The organism is Streptomyces sp. NPDC006393 (assembly GCF_040628575.1).
Lineage (GTDB): Bacteria > Actinomycetota > Actinomycetes > Streptomycetales > Streptomycetaceae > Streptomyces.
The window spans coordinates 1-13059 of sequence record NZ_JBEXZD010000060.1; the positions used below are offsets into that span (position 1 = coordinate 1).

13 protein-coding genes and 1 pseudogene are annotated in these 13059 nt (G+C 74.0%); 8 read left to right on the forward strand and 6 right to left on the reverse strand.

Annotation, left to right across the window (positions count from 1 at the left end; genetic code table 11):
- The 3 genes and pseudogenes from ABZ484_RS23360 to ABZ484_RS23370 form a co-directional block, all read right to left on the reverse strand.
- Nucleotides 1–244, reverse strand: a pseudogene (locus ABZ484_RS23360) (sulfite exporter TauE/SafE family protein); the annotation flags it as partial.
- Between the two features lie 96 nt (nucleotides 245–340).
- On the reverse strand, nucleotides 341–1852 hold the full coding sequence (locus ABZ484_RS23365; RefSeq protein WP_358867854.1) for a long-chain fatty acid--CoA ligase: 1512 nt from the start codon (nucleotides 1850–1852) through the stop codon (nucleotides 341–343).
- 83 nt (nucleotides 1853–1935) lie between these two features.
- Nucleotides 1936–3123: a thiolase family protein gene (locus ABZ484_RS23370; RefSeq protein ID WP_358867855.1), complete on the reverse strand. Its 1188-nt coding sequence runs from the start codon at nucleotides 3121–3123 to the stop codon at nucleotides 1936–1938.
- 139 nt (nucleotides 3124–3262) lie between these two features.
- On the opposite strand from ABZ484_RS23370, the gene ABZ484_RS23375 reads away from it, so the two are divergent.
- The 4 genes from ABZ484_RS23375 (at nucleotide 3263) to ABZ484_RS23390 (ending at nucleotide 5773) form a co-directional block, all read left to right on the forward strand.
- A complete protein-coding gene (locus ABZ484_RS23375) occupies nucleotides 3263–4093 on the forward strand; it encodes a lysophospholipase (protein ID WP_358867856.1) in 831 nt (276 codons plus the stop codon).
- 111 nt (nucleotides 4094–4204) lie between these two features.
- The gene (locus ABZ484_RS23380) at nucleotides 4205–4687 is read left to right on the forward strand and encodes a DNA starvation/stationary phase protection protein (RefSeq protein ID WP_358867857.1); all 483 of its coding nucleotides are present in this window, start codon (nucleotides 4205–4207) and stop codon (nucleotides 4685–4687) included.
- Between the two features lie 82 nt (nucleotides 4688–4769).
- Nucleotides 4770–5117 carry a DUF3140 domain-containing protein gene (locus tag ABZ484_RS23385; protein ID WP_358867858.1) on the forward strand — a complete coding sequence of 116 codons (348 nt, stop codon included), beginning with the start codon at nucleotides 4770–4772 and terminating at the stop codon, nucleotides 5115–5117.
- Nucleotides 5114–5773 (forward strand): endonuclease, encoded by a 660-nt coding sequence (locus ABZ484_RS23390; RefSeq protein WP_358867859.1) that lies wholly within the window; start codon nucleotides 5114–5116, stop codon nucleotides 5771–5773. The genes ABZ484_RS23385 and ABZ484_RS23390 overlap by 4 nt, the downstream gene beginning before the upstream one ends.
- A gap of 17 nt (nucleotides 5774–5790) precedes the next feature.
- Here the strand turns inward: ABZ484_RS23390 and ABZ484_RS23395 are convergent, their stop codons facing one another.
- The gene (locus ABZ484_RS23395; RefSeq protein ID WP_358867860.1) at nucleotides 5791–6684 is read right to left on the reverse strand and encodes a Cof-type HAD-IIB family hydrolase; all 894 of its coding nucleotides are present in this window, start codon (nucleotides 6682–6684) and stop codon (nucleotides 5791–5793) included.
- Nucleotides 6685–7014: 330 nt separating this feature from the next.
- Between ABZ484_RS23395 and ABZ484_RS23400 the strand changes: the two genes are divergently transcribed.
- The 4 genes from ABZ484_RS23400 to ABZ484_RS23415 are packed head-to-tail and all read left to right on the forward strand — an operon-like array spanning nucleotide 7015 to nucleotide 10999.
- Entirely contained in the window at nucleotides 7015–7827 is an 813-nt protein-coding gene (locus tag ABZ484_RS23400) for an SAM-dependent methyltransferase (protein ID WP_358867861.1), read from the forward strand.
- Nucleotides 7828–7867: 40 nt separating this feature from the next.
- Complete coding sequence (locus tag ABZ484_RS23405; protein ID WP_358867862.1) at nucleotides 7868–9271, forward strand: glutamine synthetase family protein; 1404 nt, start codon at nucleotides 7868–7870, stop codon at nucleotides 9269–9271.
- Nucleotides 9271–10455 (forward strand): amidohydrolase family protein, encoded by a 1185-nt coding sequence (locus ABZ484_RS23410; protein ID WP_358867863.1) that lies wholly within the window; start codon nucleotides 9271–9273, stop codon nucleotides 10453–10455. The genes ABZ484_RS23405 and ABZ484_RS23410 overlap by 1 nt, the downstream gene beginning before the upstream one ends.
- A gap of 7 nt (nucleotides 10456–10462) precedes the next feature.
- On the forward strand, nucleotides 10463–10999 hold the full coding sequence (locus ABZ484_RS23415; RefSeq protein WP_358867864.1) for an NUDIX hydrolase family protein: 537 nt from the start codon (nucleotides 10463–10465) through the stop codon (nucleotides 10997–10999).
- 37 nt (nucleotides 11000–11036) lie between these two features.
- On the opposite strand, the gene ABZ484_RS23420 is transcribed toward ABZ484_RS23415, so the two are convergent.
- Both ABZ484_RS23420 and ABZ484_RS23425 read right to left on the reverse strand, forming a co-directional pair.
- Nucleotides 11037–11726, reverse strand: coding sequence for a response regulator transcription factor (locus ABZ484_RS23420; protein WP_358867865.1), 690 nt, complete (start codon nucleotides 11724–11726; stop codon nucleotides 11037–11039).
- On the reverse strand, nucleotides 11723–12997 hold the full coding sequence (locus tag ABZ484_RS23425; RefSeq protein ID WP_358867866.1) for a sensor histidine kinase: 1275 nt from the start codon (nucleotides 12995–12997) through the stop codon (nucleotides 11723–11725). Before ABZ484_RS23425 ends, ABZ484_RS23420 begins: the two co-directional genes overlap by 4 nt.
- Nucleotides 12998–13059 lie beyond the last annotated feature (62 nt).

Genomic DNA, 13059 nt, shown 5'->3' on the forward strand with positions numbered 1-13059 from the left:
GCCGCCACAGGGTGGGCCAGTGGGCGTGCCGCCGGTAGGTGAGGACGGCGAGCACGTCCCCGGTGATCAGGACCGGCAGCAGCACCCCGGTGGAGGCGCGGGCCGGAAGTACGGCCGCGAAGATCGCGAGGCTGACCGTGTTGGCCCCGCTGACGGCGGTCTTGGAGAAGCCGACCAGCAGGGCCGCGAAGGCGAGCGCCGCGAAGTCCCAGCCGGATATGTGCCAGAGCGTCATCGTGTCCATGCCGAGGCCCGATGCTATGTCCGGACAAGCACCGGGCGAAAGCGCTGTCTCACCAGGTGGCCGCCCGACCGCCGCATCCCGTGGCCCTCTCTCGGCTCAGGCCTCCGCGTACCGCGCCCGCAGCTCCCGCTTGAGCACCTTCATGCTCGGTCCCAGCGGCAGCGCGTCCGTGAACTCCACACGCCGCGGATACTTGTGACGCCCCAGCCGCTCCTTCGACCACGCGGTGACCTCGGCCGCCTCCGGGCGCGCACCGGGCGCGGGGACGACGACGGCGCACACCTCCTCGCCGTGCAGCTCGTCCGGCAGACCGATGACGGCCACCTGGTCGATGCCGGGGTGGCGCAGCAGGACCTCCTCGACCTCGCGCGGGTAGACGTTGTAGCCGCCGCGGATGATGACGTCCTTCTTGCGGTCGACGATCCGCAGGAACCCCTCGTCGTCCTTGGTGCCGAGGTCTCCGGTGCGGAACCAGCCGTCGACCAGCGCCTCGGCGGTCGCCTCGGGACGGCCGAGGTAGCCGGAGAAGACGTTGTGGCCGCGGACGACGACCTCGCCCAGTTCGCCGGGCGGCAGCAGTTCGACGCGCTCCTCGACCTCGGCGCGGGCGATCTCCACGTCGACACCCCACAGCGGGTGGCCGATGGTGCCGGGTTTCGCGCCGAACACCGGCTGGTTGACGGCCGCCGCCGGGGAGGTCTCCGACAGCCCGTAGCCCTCGTAGATCCTCGCGCCGAACGCCGCCTCGAACCGCTCGAGCACCGCGACGGGCAGGGAGGCGCCGCCGGAGATGCACACCCGCAGTTCGGGGAGCACGTCGGCGTCGGCCGCCGCGGCGGCGAGCGAGACGAACATCGTCGGCACGCCGTGGAAGGTGTTCACGCCCTCCTTCACCATCAGCTCGATGGCCCGCGCCGCGTCGAAGCGCGGCAGCAGCACGAGCGTCGCTCCGGCCCGCCAGGTGGAGTTCAGCGACACGGTCTGGCCGAAGGCGTGGAAGAGCGGCAGTGCGCCGAGCGCGATGTCGTCGGGCCGGATGTCGTTGGCGTCGAAGGCGTTGACGGTCGCGTTCATCACCAGGTTGAAGTGGCTGAGCACGGCGCCCTTGGGGACGCCGGTGGTGCCGCTGGTGTAGAAGATCACGGCCGGGTCGTCGGCGGCGCGGGTGACGTAGGACGGCAGCGGGTCGGCGTCGGCGGCGAGCTTCTCCAGCTCGGCGCCCAGCGTGACGACGTCGACCCCGACCCGGCGGGCGGCGGCGGTGCCCGTCTCCGCCTGCGCCGGGTGGCACAGCAGCAGGGCGGCGCCGCTGTCCTTCAGGACGTGCTCCACCTCGGCCGCCGACAGCAGCAGGTGCACGGGGACGACGACCGCGCCGGCGGCGGCGATCGCGTAGTACGCCTGCGGGAACTCGGCCGTGTTCGGCGCCATCAGCGCGACCCGGTCCCCCGGCCGGACGCCGAGGCCGACGAGCGCCCCGGCCTGCGCGCGGGCCCGCTGCCAGACCTGGGCGAAGGTGAGCCGCAGGTCGCCTTCGACGAGGGCGGTCTTGTCGGGGCGGCGCCGGGCGTTCTCGGCGAGGATCGCGGCGACGGAGAGGGTTGCCATGGAGGGGTACTTCCTTTTGGTGCGGCTTCGTTGCGGCTCGGGTTCCCGATGTCCCTTGGTGGCTGATGGCTGGTGGCCCGTGGCTAGTGGCGTTCGACGAGCACGGCGGTGCCCTGCCCCACGCCCACGCACATCGTGGCGAGCCCGCGGGCCGCGCCGGTGCGGCGCATGCGGTGCAGCAGGGTGGTCAGGATGCGGGCGCCGGAGCAGCCGAGGGGGTGGCCGAGGGCGATGGCGCCGCCGCTCGGGTTGACCAGGTCCTCGTCGATGCCGAGCTGGTCGACGCAGGCGAGGGCCTGGGCCGCGAAGGCCTCGTTGAACTCGGCCTCCTGGACGTCGCCGATGCTCCAGCCCGCGCGGGTGAGCGCCTTGCGGGTGGCGGGGACGGGCCCGATGCCCATGACGTCGGGGTGGACGCCCGCGGAGGCGCCGGCGACGTAGCGGCCCAGGGACTCCAGGCCCAGCTCGTTCAGGGCCTCCTCGCTGACCAGGAGAAGGCCGGCGGCGCCGTCGTTCATCGGGGAGGCGTTGCCCGCGGTGACCGTGCCGCCCGCGCGGAAGACGGGCTTGAGGCGCGCCAGCTTGTCGTAGGAGGTGTCCTCGCGGATGCACTCGTCGCCCGCGACGACCACTCCGTCGGGGCGCTCGACGGGCAGGAGTTCGTGGTCGAAGTGGCCGTCCTTGCGGGCCTGCGCGGCCAGCCGGTGGCTGCGCAGCGCGAACTCGTCCTGGCGTTCGCGCGCGATGCCGTGGCGCGCGGCCACCTCCTCGGCGGTCTCGCCCATGGACAGCAGCCCGTGCAGGTCCTTCATGGCCGGGTTGACCAGGCGCCAGCCGAGCCGGGTGTCGTGCGTCTCGACGCGGTGCGGCAGCGCCTCGTCGGGGCGGGGCAGCACGAAGGGGGCGCGGCTCATCGACTCGGAGCCGCCGGCGAGCACGATGTCGGCCTCGCCGGCGGCGATGGTGCGGGCCGCGGCGGTGACCGCCTCGAGGCCGGAGGCGCACAGCCGGTTGACGGTGGCGCCGGGCACGGACTCGGGGAGCCCGGCGAGCAGTGCGGCCATGCGGGCGACGTTGCGGTTGTCCTCGCCCGCCTGGTTGGCGGCTCCCCAGTAGACGTCGTCGACGCGGGCCGGGTCGAGCGCGGGCACGTCGGCGACGAGGGTACGGATCACGGTCGCGGCCAGGTCGTCGGGGCGCACGGAGGACAGGGCTCCGCGCAGCTTGCCGATCGGGGTGCGGCGGGCGGCCGCGAAGTGGACGGGGCGCACGACAGGACTCCTCAGACGGCTCACGGCCACACCGGCCATTAATTAGCACTGCTAGTTTTGGACTATAGACCTCGGACCGGCCCCCTGGGAAGATCCCCCCGAAGATCACCGCGGAGCCGCCGACGCTGCTGGAGGAACCATGTCCGACGCCCGCGAGCACGTCCTCGCCGGAACCCGGGGCACGCTCTTCGTGCACGAGTGGCCGCACCCGCACCCGCGCTACGTCGCCCTCCTGGTCCACGGGTACGGCGAGCACGCCGGGCGGTACGAGGAGGTGGCGGGCGTCCTCCGGGAGCACGGCGCGGCCGTGTACGCGCCCGATCACATGGGCCACGGCAGATCGGCCGGCGAGCGCGTGGTCGTCGCGGACTTCGAGGACGTCGTGACCGACGTGCACACGGTCGCGGACCTGGCCCGGGCCGCGCACCCGGGGCTGCCGCTCGTGCTGGTCGGCCACTCCATGGGCGGCCTGATCTCGTCCCGCTACGCGCAGCGGTACGGCGAGGAGCTCACCGCGCTGGTGCTGTCCGGCCCGGTCATCGGCGGCTGGGAGCTGCCCGGGCGGCTGCTCGCCCTCGACGAGATCCCCGACACTCCGGTCAGCCCGGCCGCGCTCTCCCGTGACCCGGCGGTCGGAGCGGCCTACGCGGCGGACCCGCTGGTGTGGCACGGGCCGATGAAGCGGCCCACGGTGGAGGCGTTCGCACGGACCCTGGGGACCGTCGCCGAGGGCGGTGACGTCGGCCGGCTCCCCGTGCTGTGGCTGCACGGCGACGACGACCGGCTGGTGCCGCTGCCCGGAAGCCGGATCGGCGTCGAACGGCTCACCGGCGGCGGCTCCCGCGGCGGCCTGACCGAGCGGATCTATCCGGGTGCCCGGCACGAGGTGTTCCTGGAGACGAACCGGGCCGAGGTGTTCGCGGACGTGACGGCCTTCCTGGACCGGATCCTCGCCGCCCGAGCCGCCTGAGCGGGCTCACGGGGACGTGCGGGCCGCGCCTCGCCCGCCGTTGTTTGCGGTGGTACGCGCGGGGCACCCGCCCGTTACCGCCGGAGACGACTCCCCAAGGAGAACCGCCGTATGACTGTCGTGAAGAGCACGATCCCCGACTCGGCCCGCCAGGTCACCGGGGAGGCGTTGCAGAGCACGCTCGTGGATCTTCTCGGGCTCTCGCTGATCGGGAAGCAGGCGCACTGGAACATCGTGGGACCGCGCTTCCGCTCCATCCACCTGCAACTCGACGAAGTGGTGGCGGCGGCCCGCGAGTTCGCCGACACCGTGGCGGAGCGCGCCGCGGCCCTCGGCCTGCCCCCGGACGGCCGCCCGGAGACGATCGCCTCGGCCTTCACACTGCCCGGTCCGAAGGACGGCTGGGTGCGCGACACCGATGTCGTGGAGGTGATGGTGGAGTCCCTGGAGGCCGCCATCTCCCGGCTGCGCGAGCGCATCGAGGCGACCGCGACGCCCGACCCGGTCACCCAGGACCTGCTGATCACGGTCACCGCCGAGCTGGAGAAGCAGCGCTGGATGTTCGCCGCCGAGAACGTGTCCCGGGAGGACTGAACCGGCGCCCCGCGCCCGCTCTGCGCGCGGCACGGACGAAACGAGCCCGCTCTCCGCGCACCATGCACGAAAGGGGCACCCGATGAGCGACGCCCTCGAAGACGACGCGCTGTGGGACGAGTTCCACCGCGTGGTGAACATGACCTCGCAGGAGCTCGCGGCCTGGCTGCGGGTCCAGGACTCCGGCGAGCGGACCGAACCCCTGCCCGACGAGGCCGGCTCGCCGATCGGGCAGCACGTCCTCGCCATCCTCCAGAAGCGGCGCATGGACCTGACCGACGGCGACGTCCGCGTGATGCGCGAGGTGGTCGACCTCGTCACGTCGCAGGCGGACCTCGCGAACGAGCCGGAGCCGGAGAGCGCCGAGGAGACCGGCCGCCGGCACCGGCTGATGACCCTCGGCCACGACCCGCTGAAGGCGACCCGGTGAACGCAGCCCGCGACTCCGGCGGCTCCCGCGAGTCCCGGGTGCTGCACGAGCTGATCGACGCGCACGGCGAGACGTTCGCCGAGGAGGCCGGCATCACGCTGAAGGACACCCCTCAGCCGCTGTACCGGCTGCTGGTCCTCTCCGTGCTGCTCAGCGCCCGGATCCGCGGTTCGGTCGCCGTCGCCGCGGCCCGTGAGCTGTACGACGCGGGGCTGCGCGACGCGCGCGGCATGGCCGGGTCCGACTGGCAGGACCGCGTGGACGCGCTCGGCCGCGGCGGCTACCGGCGCTACGACGAGCGCACCGCCACCCAGCTCGGGGACGGCGCCGAGCTGGTGGCCGAACGCTGGGGCGGGGATCTGCGCCGGCTGCGCCGGGAGGCCGACGGGGACGTCTCCACGCTGCGCGAGCTGCTCCAGGAGGTACCGGGCCTGGGCCCGGCCGGCGCGGACATCTTCCTGCGCGAGGTCCAGCACGTCTGGCCCGAGGTGGCCCCCTACCTGGACGCCAAGACGCTCTCCGGCGCGGAACGCCTCGGGCTGCCCAAGGACCCCGGCCGGCTCGTGGAGCTGGCCGGTGACACGGAGCCGGACACCCTGGCGGCGGCGCTGGTACGGGCCGCGCTGGACAAGAAGGTGGCCGAGTCCGTCACCTGATCCTTCGCTCCCTGGGGTCAGGCAGCCGCCCGCGGCAGGTGGAGCAGCCGGGCGATGGTGCGCAGCACACCGTGGTCGTTGTTGGAGGGGGCCAGGTGCCGCGCCCGCCGGACGACCTCTGGGTGTGCGTTGGCCATGGCGAACGACCACTCGGCGGCGTCCAGCATCTCCAGGTCGTTGAGGTAGTCGCCGAAGACCAGGGTCTGCGCGGGGGTGATGCCCAGGTCCCGCTGGAGCCTGCGCACGGCGGCGCCCTTGTCGGCGGTGCGGTTCATGACGTCGACCCAGTGCTCGCCGGAGACGACCACTTTGTGGGTGGCGGCGAACGACGCCAGGGCCGGGGCGGTGGTCCGCTCCGCCGACCCGAAGTCGAACAGGGCGACCTTGATCACGTCGTCGTCGACGGCGGCCACGTCCCGCACGACCCGGTGCCGGACGTAGTACTTGCGGACCTCGGCGAGAAAGGCCTCGTCGGTCCGCTCGACGTAGGCGGACCGCTTGCCGCAGACGACGGCGCCCACATCCACGCCCTGCGCCGCGAGGTCGCGCACGGCCTCGACGAGACGCACGGCGACGGCCGTCTCCAGCGGGTCCGAGCTCAGCTCCTCGCCGTCACGGACGACGTACGTGCCGTTCTCGGCGATGAAGACCATCCCCTCGTCCGCGTCGGCGAACTGCTCGGCCAGCGTGGCGTACTGCCGGCCGCTCGCCGGGCTGAACAGCACCCCGCGGCGGCGCAGCTCGGCCAGCATGGGCCACAGGCCCGCCGGGATCCGCTGGGCGTCGTCGAGGAGCGTGCCGTCCATGTCGGTGACGATCAGCCGTATGTCGACGGGGCCGTCGGCGGCCTCGGGGCCGGTCCCGGCGTCGGTCGCGGGGGTGGTGAGCGGGGGCGAGGAGGTGCTGGGCATGTCCGGGTCTCTGTCGGGGGCGCGAGGGGCGCGCCGGGGCGGGCGGTCGTGCGCCGGCGCCGGCGCCGTGGGTGACGGCGCCGCGCCGATCCCCGAGGCAAACACGTCCGAGGGCTCCGGAGCAAACACGTCTCACGCCCCCGGGGCAACACTCCCGCCGCACTCCCGTCGCGCTCCCGCAGCACTGCCGACCGCACTGCCGAGGGCCCGTCGCCGTCCTCTGCGCCGATTCCCGGGACAGGGTGATCACCGGACGGCACAATGGCGGCGACGGCACCGACGCATCCGCGAGACCGACGACACGGCCGACCACGACACGGGAGCGCAGACGTGAGCGAGAGCCACTCCCCCTCGGGCGAGCCGCCGAGCGTGGACACCGGTGTGGCGCACAACGCGCGCGTGTGGAACTACTGGCTGGGCGGCAAGGACAACTACCTGGTCGACCGGCAGGTCGGCGAGCACGTGGCGGGACTGTTCCCGGTGATCCGGGAGGTGGCCCGCGCGGACCGGGGGTTCCTCGGGCGGGCGGTCCGCTTCCTGGCCGCCGAGCGCGGGGTGCGGCAGTTCCTCGACATCGGCACCGGGCTGCCGACGGCCGACAACACCCACGAGCTGGCCCAGAGCATCGCCCCCGAGTCCCGGATCGTGTACGTCGACAACGACCCGATCGTCCTGACCCACGCCCGCACACTGCTGACCAGTGCTCCCGAGGGCCTCACCGACTACGTCGACGCCGATGTGAACGACCCGGACGCCGTCGTGGAGCGCGCCGCCGCGACCCTGGACCTCGGCCGGCCGGTCGCGGTCATGATGCTCGGCATCCTGAACTTCGTCCTGGACACGGGCACGGCGCGCGACATCGTCCGCCGTGTCATGGCCGCGCTCCCGTCCGGCAGCTGTCTGGCCCTGACCCACCCCACCTTCGACGCCGACCTCGGCGGCGAGGGCAACGTGGCGGCCATGCGCTTCTGGAACGAGAACGCCACTCCTGCGATCACCGCTCGTCCCCGCGCCGAGGTCGCCGCCTTCTTCGAGGGCCTGGACCTGGTGGATCCGGGCCTGGTGCCGTGTTCACGGTGGCGGCCCGAGGCGGGCGTCCCCGCGGCGGTGCCACAGTTCGGCGCGGTGGCCGTGAAACCCTGACGCAGGGCCGCGCACCGCGCCCGAGCCCCGAGGAGGACGCATGACCCGCCTTGCCGATCCCGTCCCCGGCGGGCGTCCCGGTGACGTCGAACGGGCCGGCGCGCTCGCCGGCGAACTGGCCGGCCGGGGCGTGCACGGGGTCGTCCTGGCCTATGTCGACACCGCCGGCATCGGCAGGGTCAAAACGGTCCCGGTGGCGAAGCTGCCCGCGGCGGCGGCCTGGGGCGTGGGAATGTCGCCGGTGTTCGACACCTTCCTGGCCGACGACTCGATCGTCACCACCGACGTCCTCGGCTCCCCGGACGGCGACCTGCGGCTCTACCCGGACCTCGACCGCCTGGTGGTGCTGTCCGCGCAGCCCGGCTGGGCCTGGGCGCCGGTGGACCGGATCACCCAGGAGGGCGAGCGGCACCCCGGCTGCGGCCGTACCTTCCTGCGGCGGATCGCCGCCGACGCCGAGCGGCGCCACGGTCTGACCTTCAGGGCGGCCGTCGAGATCGAGTGGGCCGTGGGCCGGGCGAGCGCACCGGAGGGCGAGTTCGAGCCGGCGGTGTCGGGGCCCGCGTACGGGGCGATCCGCCAGGTGGAGCTGAGCGACTACGGCGCCGACCTGCTGGCGGCCTGCGCGGCGCAGGGGGTGGACGTCGACCAGTTCCATCCCGAGTACGCCGCCGGGCAGTTCGAGATCTCGTTCGGCGCCCTGGATCCGGTGGCGGCGGCCGACCGGAGCGTGCTGGTGCGGCAGACGATCCGGGCGGTGGCCCTGCGGCACGGGCTGAGGGTCTCCTTCTCCCCGGCCGTCCGCGACGTGGGCGTCGGCAACGGCGGCCACGTCCACCTGTCCGCGTGGCGCCGGGGGGCCAACCTGCACGCCGGCGGCGAGGGCCGGTACGGCATGACGGCCGAGGCGGAGTCCTTCACCGCCGGTCTGCTGGAGCGCCTGCCCGCGCTCACCGCGGTGACCGCGCCGAGCCCGGCCAGCTATCTGCGCCTGAAGCCGTCCCGGTGGGCCGGGGTGTTCACCGCGTGGGGCCGGGAGACCCGCGAGGCCGCGCTGCGGGTCGTCACCGGGACCCTGGGCGTGCGCGACCGGGCCGCCAACCTGGAGATCAAACCCGTCGACCTCGCGGCCAACCCGTATCTGGCGCTCGGCTGCCTGATCGCCGCCGGTGTGGACGGGATCACGTCGTCGTCGCCGCTGCCCGAGGAGACCACCGGCGACCCGGCACGGCTGGACGACACGGAGGCGGCGGACCGGGGTGTACGGCGCCTGCCGACCTCCCTCGCGGAGGCCGTCGCCGTGTTCCGCACGGACGAAGTGCTGCGCGCCGCCCTCGGTCCCGTCCTGGCCGACGCGGTGACCGCCGTGCGCGAAGGGGAGATCGCGGCCGTCGCGGGACTCGACGACGAGCAGGTGGCGGCGGCCTACCGGTGGAGGTACTGATGGGTGCGCCGGCCGGAGCCGGGCCGGTCCACGAGGCGCTCGCCGCGCTGCGGCTGGTGGACCACCACTGCCACGGTGCCGTCACGGCCGACCTCACCGACGAGCAGTTCGCGTCCCTCATCACCGAGGGCGAGGCCTGGCCCGGCGTCTCGCCCTTCGACAGTCCCGTCGGCGTGGCCGTACGCCGCCACTGCGCGCCCCTGCTGGACCTCCCCCGGCACGCGTCACCGGCCGACTACCTGGCCCGGCGCGCGGAGCTGGGCTGGCAGGAGGTCAACCGCCGTTTCCTGACCGCCGCGGGAGCCGGGACGTTCTGCGTCGACACCGGCTACGCTCCGCACCCGGTCACCTCCCCCGCCGAACTGGGCCGCAGCGCGGGCGCCGTCGGCCGCGAGGTCGTACGGCTGGAGCAGATGGCCGAGACGGTGGCCGCGCGGGGCGTCGAGGCGGGCGAGTACGCGGCCTCGGTGCGGTCGGCCGCCGAGGAGGCCGTACGGCGGCCCGGTGTGGTGGCGGTCAAGTCGGTGGCGGCCTACCGCACCGGATTCGCCCTGGACCCCGCGCGACCCTCGGACACCGAGGTGACCGGGGCGGCCGCCCGCTGGCTCGCACACGGCGGCCGGCTCACGGACCCGGTCCTGACCCGGCACCTGCTGTGGACGGCCGTCGACCTGGGCCTGCCCCTGCAACTGCACACCGGTTTCGGCGACGCGGACGTACGGCTGCACCGCGCCGACCCCGCGCTGCTCACCGACTGGCTGCACCTGACCGCCGGCACGATCCCCGTCCTGCTGCTGCACTGCTGGCCCTACCAGCGCCAGGCCGCCTATCTCGCCGCGGTCTTCGAGCAGGTGTACCTGGACGTCGGTCTGGCGCTGCACTACACCGGCCCGGCACGCTCCCGCGCGGTGCTGGAGGAGGCGCTGGAGATCACCCCGTTCCGCAAGCTGCTGTACAGCTCCGACGCCTACGGGGTGGCCGAGTTCCACCACCTGGGTGCCCTGTCCTTCCGGCAGGGCCTCGCCGCTCTGCTGCAGAGCCGCGTGGACGCCGACGAGTTGAGCCTGCCCGACGCCCTGCGGATCGCTGCCTGGACGGGCCGCGACAACGCCCGCCGACTCTACGGCCCGCCCGTGTCCGAACCGGCCCGCGACCCCAGCGGGCGCCCCACCCGGAAAGTATGATCAAGCAATGTCTGACATGACCGAAACCACGCCCGGTTGGCTGACCAGCGACGAACTGGAGTCGGCGCGCGCCCGTATGCCGATCCTGTACGTCGAGGCGGTTCCCGTGCGCGTCGACGACAGCGGCGAAGTGACCAGCATCGGCCTGCTGCTGCGCATCGGCCCGGACGGAACGGTCAGCCGGACCCTGGTCTCCGGCCGGGTGCTCCACCACGAGCGGGTCCGCGACGCCCTGCTGCGCCACCTGGAGAAGGACCTCGGGCCGGTGGCGCTGCCCCGTGTACCCGCCTCCCTCCAGCCGTTCACCGTCGCCGAGTACTTCCCGACGGCCGGTATCACGCCCTACCACGACCCGCGCCAGCACGCCGTGTCGCTCGCCTACATCGTGCCGGTCACCGGCGACTGCCGCCCCCGGCAGGACGCCCTGGACCTGGTCTGGTTCAGCCCGCAGGAGGCGGCCTCCCCGGCGGTGCAGAGCGAGATGCCGGGTGGGCACGGGGTGCTGCTGAAGCAGGCGCTCGCGCACGTCGGTTACGTGTACTGAGCCCTCTGTCACGCGTGCTCGGCCCTCGGCCCCGCTCTCAGGGCAGCAGGCGCTGCTCCTTGGCGACGGCGACGGCGCCCGCGCGGGTGTCGACGCCGAGCTTGTCGTAGATGCGGCCCAGATGGGTCTTGACCGTGGCCTCGCTGAGGAAGAGGGCCTTGGCGATGTCGCGGTTGGTCAGCCCGCGGGCCAGCTGGCCGAGGATGTCGCGCTCGCGGTCCGTGAGGCCGGGGCGCGGGCTGCGCATGCGGGCCATGACCCGGTGGGCGACGGGCGCGGACAGCGTGGTGCGGCCGGCCGCGGCGCTGTGGATGGCCGTGAACAGCTCCTCGGGGCGCTCCGCCTTGAGCAGGTAGCCGGTGGCTCCGGCCTCGATGGCGCGGGTGATGTCGGCGTCGGTGTCGTAGGTGGTGAGGACGAGGACGTGCACCGCGCCGGCGGAGTCGGCGGTGATCCGCCGGGTCGCCTCCACGCCGTCCATCCCGGCGCCGAGTTGCAGGTCCATGAGGACGACGTCGGGGACGAGCTTGGCGGCGAGCGCCACGGCCTCCGCCCCGCTGTCCGCCTCTCCGACCACCTCGACGCCCTCGGCGCTGCCGAGCAGCGCGCGCAGTCCGGCGCGGACCACGGCGTGGTCGTCGCACAGCACGAGCCGGACGGGCCCGGTGGAGGACCCGTGCCGCTCGGGGCCGGATTCCGGGTGTGCGTTCGGTGCGGCGCGGTTCATGGCGTGGGGACCTCCACGGTGGCGGGGTGCAGCGGCACGGCCGCGGACACCACGGTGCCCTCGCCGGGCGCGGACTCGATCGTGAGGGTGCCGCCCAGCTGGCCGACGCGGGCGCGGATCGCGGGCAGTCCGTGCCCGCGGACCCCCTCGGCGCGCTCCGGCAGTGCGGCCGGGTCGAGGCCGCGGCCGTTGTCGGCGATGTCCAGACGGACCTGGTCGCCGAGGTGGGTGAGGGTGAGCGCGGCCCGGGTGGCACCGGAGTGCTCCCGGACGTTGGCGAGGGCGCCCTGGGCGATGCGCAGCAGCGCGGAACGCACCCGGTCGGGCAGCGCGCCCGGCGCCAAAGCGCCGTCGACGACGCAGGTCACGGTGCGTGCGGCCGTCGTCTCGCGGGAGGCCAGGCCGCGCAGGGCCGCCTCCAGGCCGCCGCCCTCGGCGAGGTCGGCGGGCGCGAGGTCGTGGACGAAGCGGCGGGCCTCCGCCAGGCTGTGCTCGGCAATGGAGGCGGCGCTGCGCACATGCTCCCGGGCGCGTCCCGGATCGCCGTCCCACAGCCGGTCGGCGGCCTGGAGCAGCATCCGCTGGCTGGACAGGCTCTGGGCCACGGTGTCGTGGATCTCCATGGCGAGGCGCTGGCGCTCGGCGAGAGTGCCTTCACGGCGCTCGGTGGCGGCCAGTTCGCGGCGGGTGCGCACGAGATCGTGGATCAGGGCGGCCTGGCGGGTCGCCTGCCGGTCCATGTGGGTGAAGACCGCGGTCGCCAGGACGGCCACGACCGGTGGACCGGCCACCACGTCCACCTCGAAACGGTCGGCGAGGCGCAGCTGGGCGAAGACCACGAAGGCGGTGAAGAACGCAACGAGCGCGTAGGCGGCGCGCGGCGGGAGGGTGCGCAGCGCGGTGTAGAAGAGGGGCACCGCGCACCAGGCGAAGCTGGGCGCCAGGCCGACCAGCACGGCCCAGACCGCGACCAGCACGCCGAGCCGGGCCATGCCGGAGGCGGTGCGGCCGGCGCCCGCCGTCGTACGGCGACCGACGACGTACAGCACGGCGAGGACGCCGGCCAGGACGAGGACGGCGGGTGCCTCGGGCTGGGCCCCGTGCCGCTGCACATAGCGGGCGAGGGAGGAACCCAGCAGCAGGAAGAACGCCAGATGGACGACGAGCGCCGGGGTGCGGGCCTCGCGGACCTCGTGCGCCTCGCGGGCCTCGCATGCCTCGTGGTCGGTGGCCGGTGGGCCGCCTGGGGAGGTCCGGCTCCTGGACGGCATGGGCTGCTCCTCGCTGCTATCTGCCGAGCCCGGACACCCGCTGAGCTCGGCGAACACTGTCA

What these genes read in the sequence shown, in the direction of transcription:
- ABZ484_RS23365 (WP_358867854.1), bottom strand. Translation starts at nt 1,852, where the DNA reads ATGGCAACCCTCTCCGTCGCCGCGATCCTCGCCGAGAACGCCCGGCGC.
- ABZ484_RS23375 (WP_358867856.1), top strand. Translation starts at nt 3,263, where the DNA reads ATGTCCGACGCCCGCGAGCACGTCCTCGCCGGAACCCGGGGCACGCTC.
- ABZ484_RS23380 (WP_358867857.1), top strand. Translation starts at nt 4,205, where the DNA reads ATGACTGTCGTGAAGAGCACGATCCCCGACTCGGCCCGCCAGGTCACC.
- ABZ484_RS23385 (WP_358867858.1), top strand. Translation starts at nt 4,770, where the DNA reads ATGAGCGACGCCCTCGAAGACGACGCGCTGTGGGACGAGTTCCACCGC.
- ABZ484_RS23395 (WP_358867860.1), bottom strand. Translation starts at nt 6,684, where the DNA reads ATGCCCAGCACCTCCTCGCCCCCGCTCACCACCCCCGCGACCGACGCC.
- ABZ484_RS23405 (WP_358867862.1), top strand. Translation starts at nt 7,868, where the DNA reads ATGACCCGCCTTGCCGATCCCGTCCCCGGCGGGCGTCCCGGTGACGTC.
- ABZ484_RS23410 (WP_358867863.1), top strand. Translation starts at nt 9,271, where the DNA reads ATGGGTGCGCCGGCCGGAGCCGGGCCGGTCCACGAGGCGCTCGCCGCG.
- ABZ484_RS23415 (WP_358867864.1), top strand. Translation starts at nt 10,463, where the DNA reads ATGTCTGACATGACCGAAACCACGCCCGGTTGGCTGACCAGCGACGAA.
- ABZ484_RS23420 (WP_358867865.1), bottom strand. Translation starts at nt 11,726, where the DNA reads ATGAACCGCGCCGCACCGAACGCACACCCGGAATCCGGCCCCGAGCGG.
- ABZ484_RS23425 (WP_358867866.1), bottom strand. Translation starts at nt 12,997, where the DNA reads ATGCCGTCCAGGAGCCGGACCTCCCCAGGCGGCCCACCGGCCACCGAC.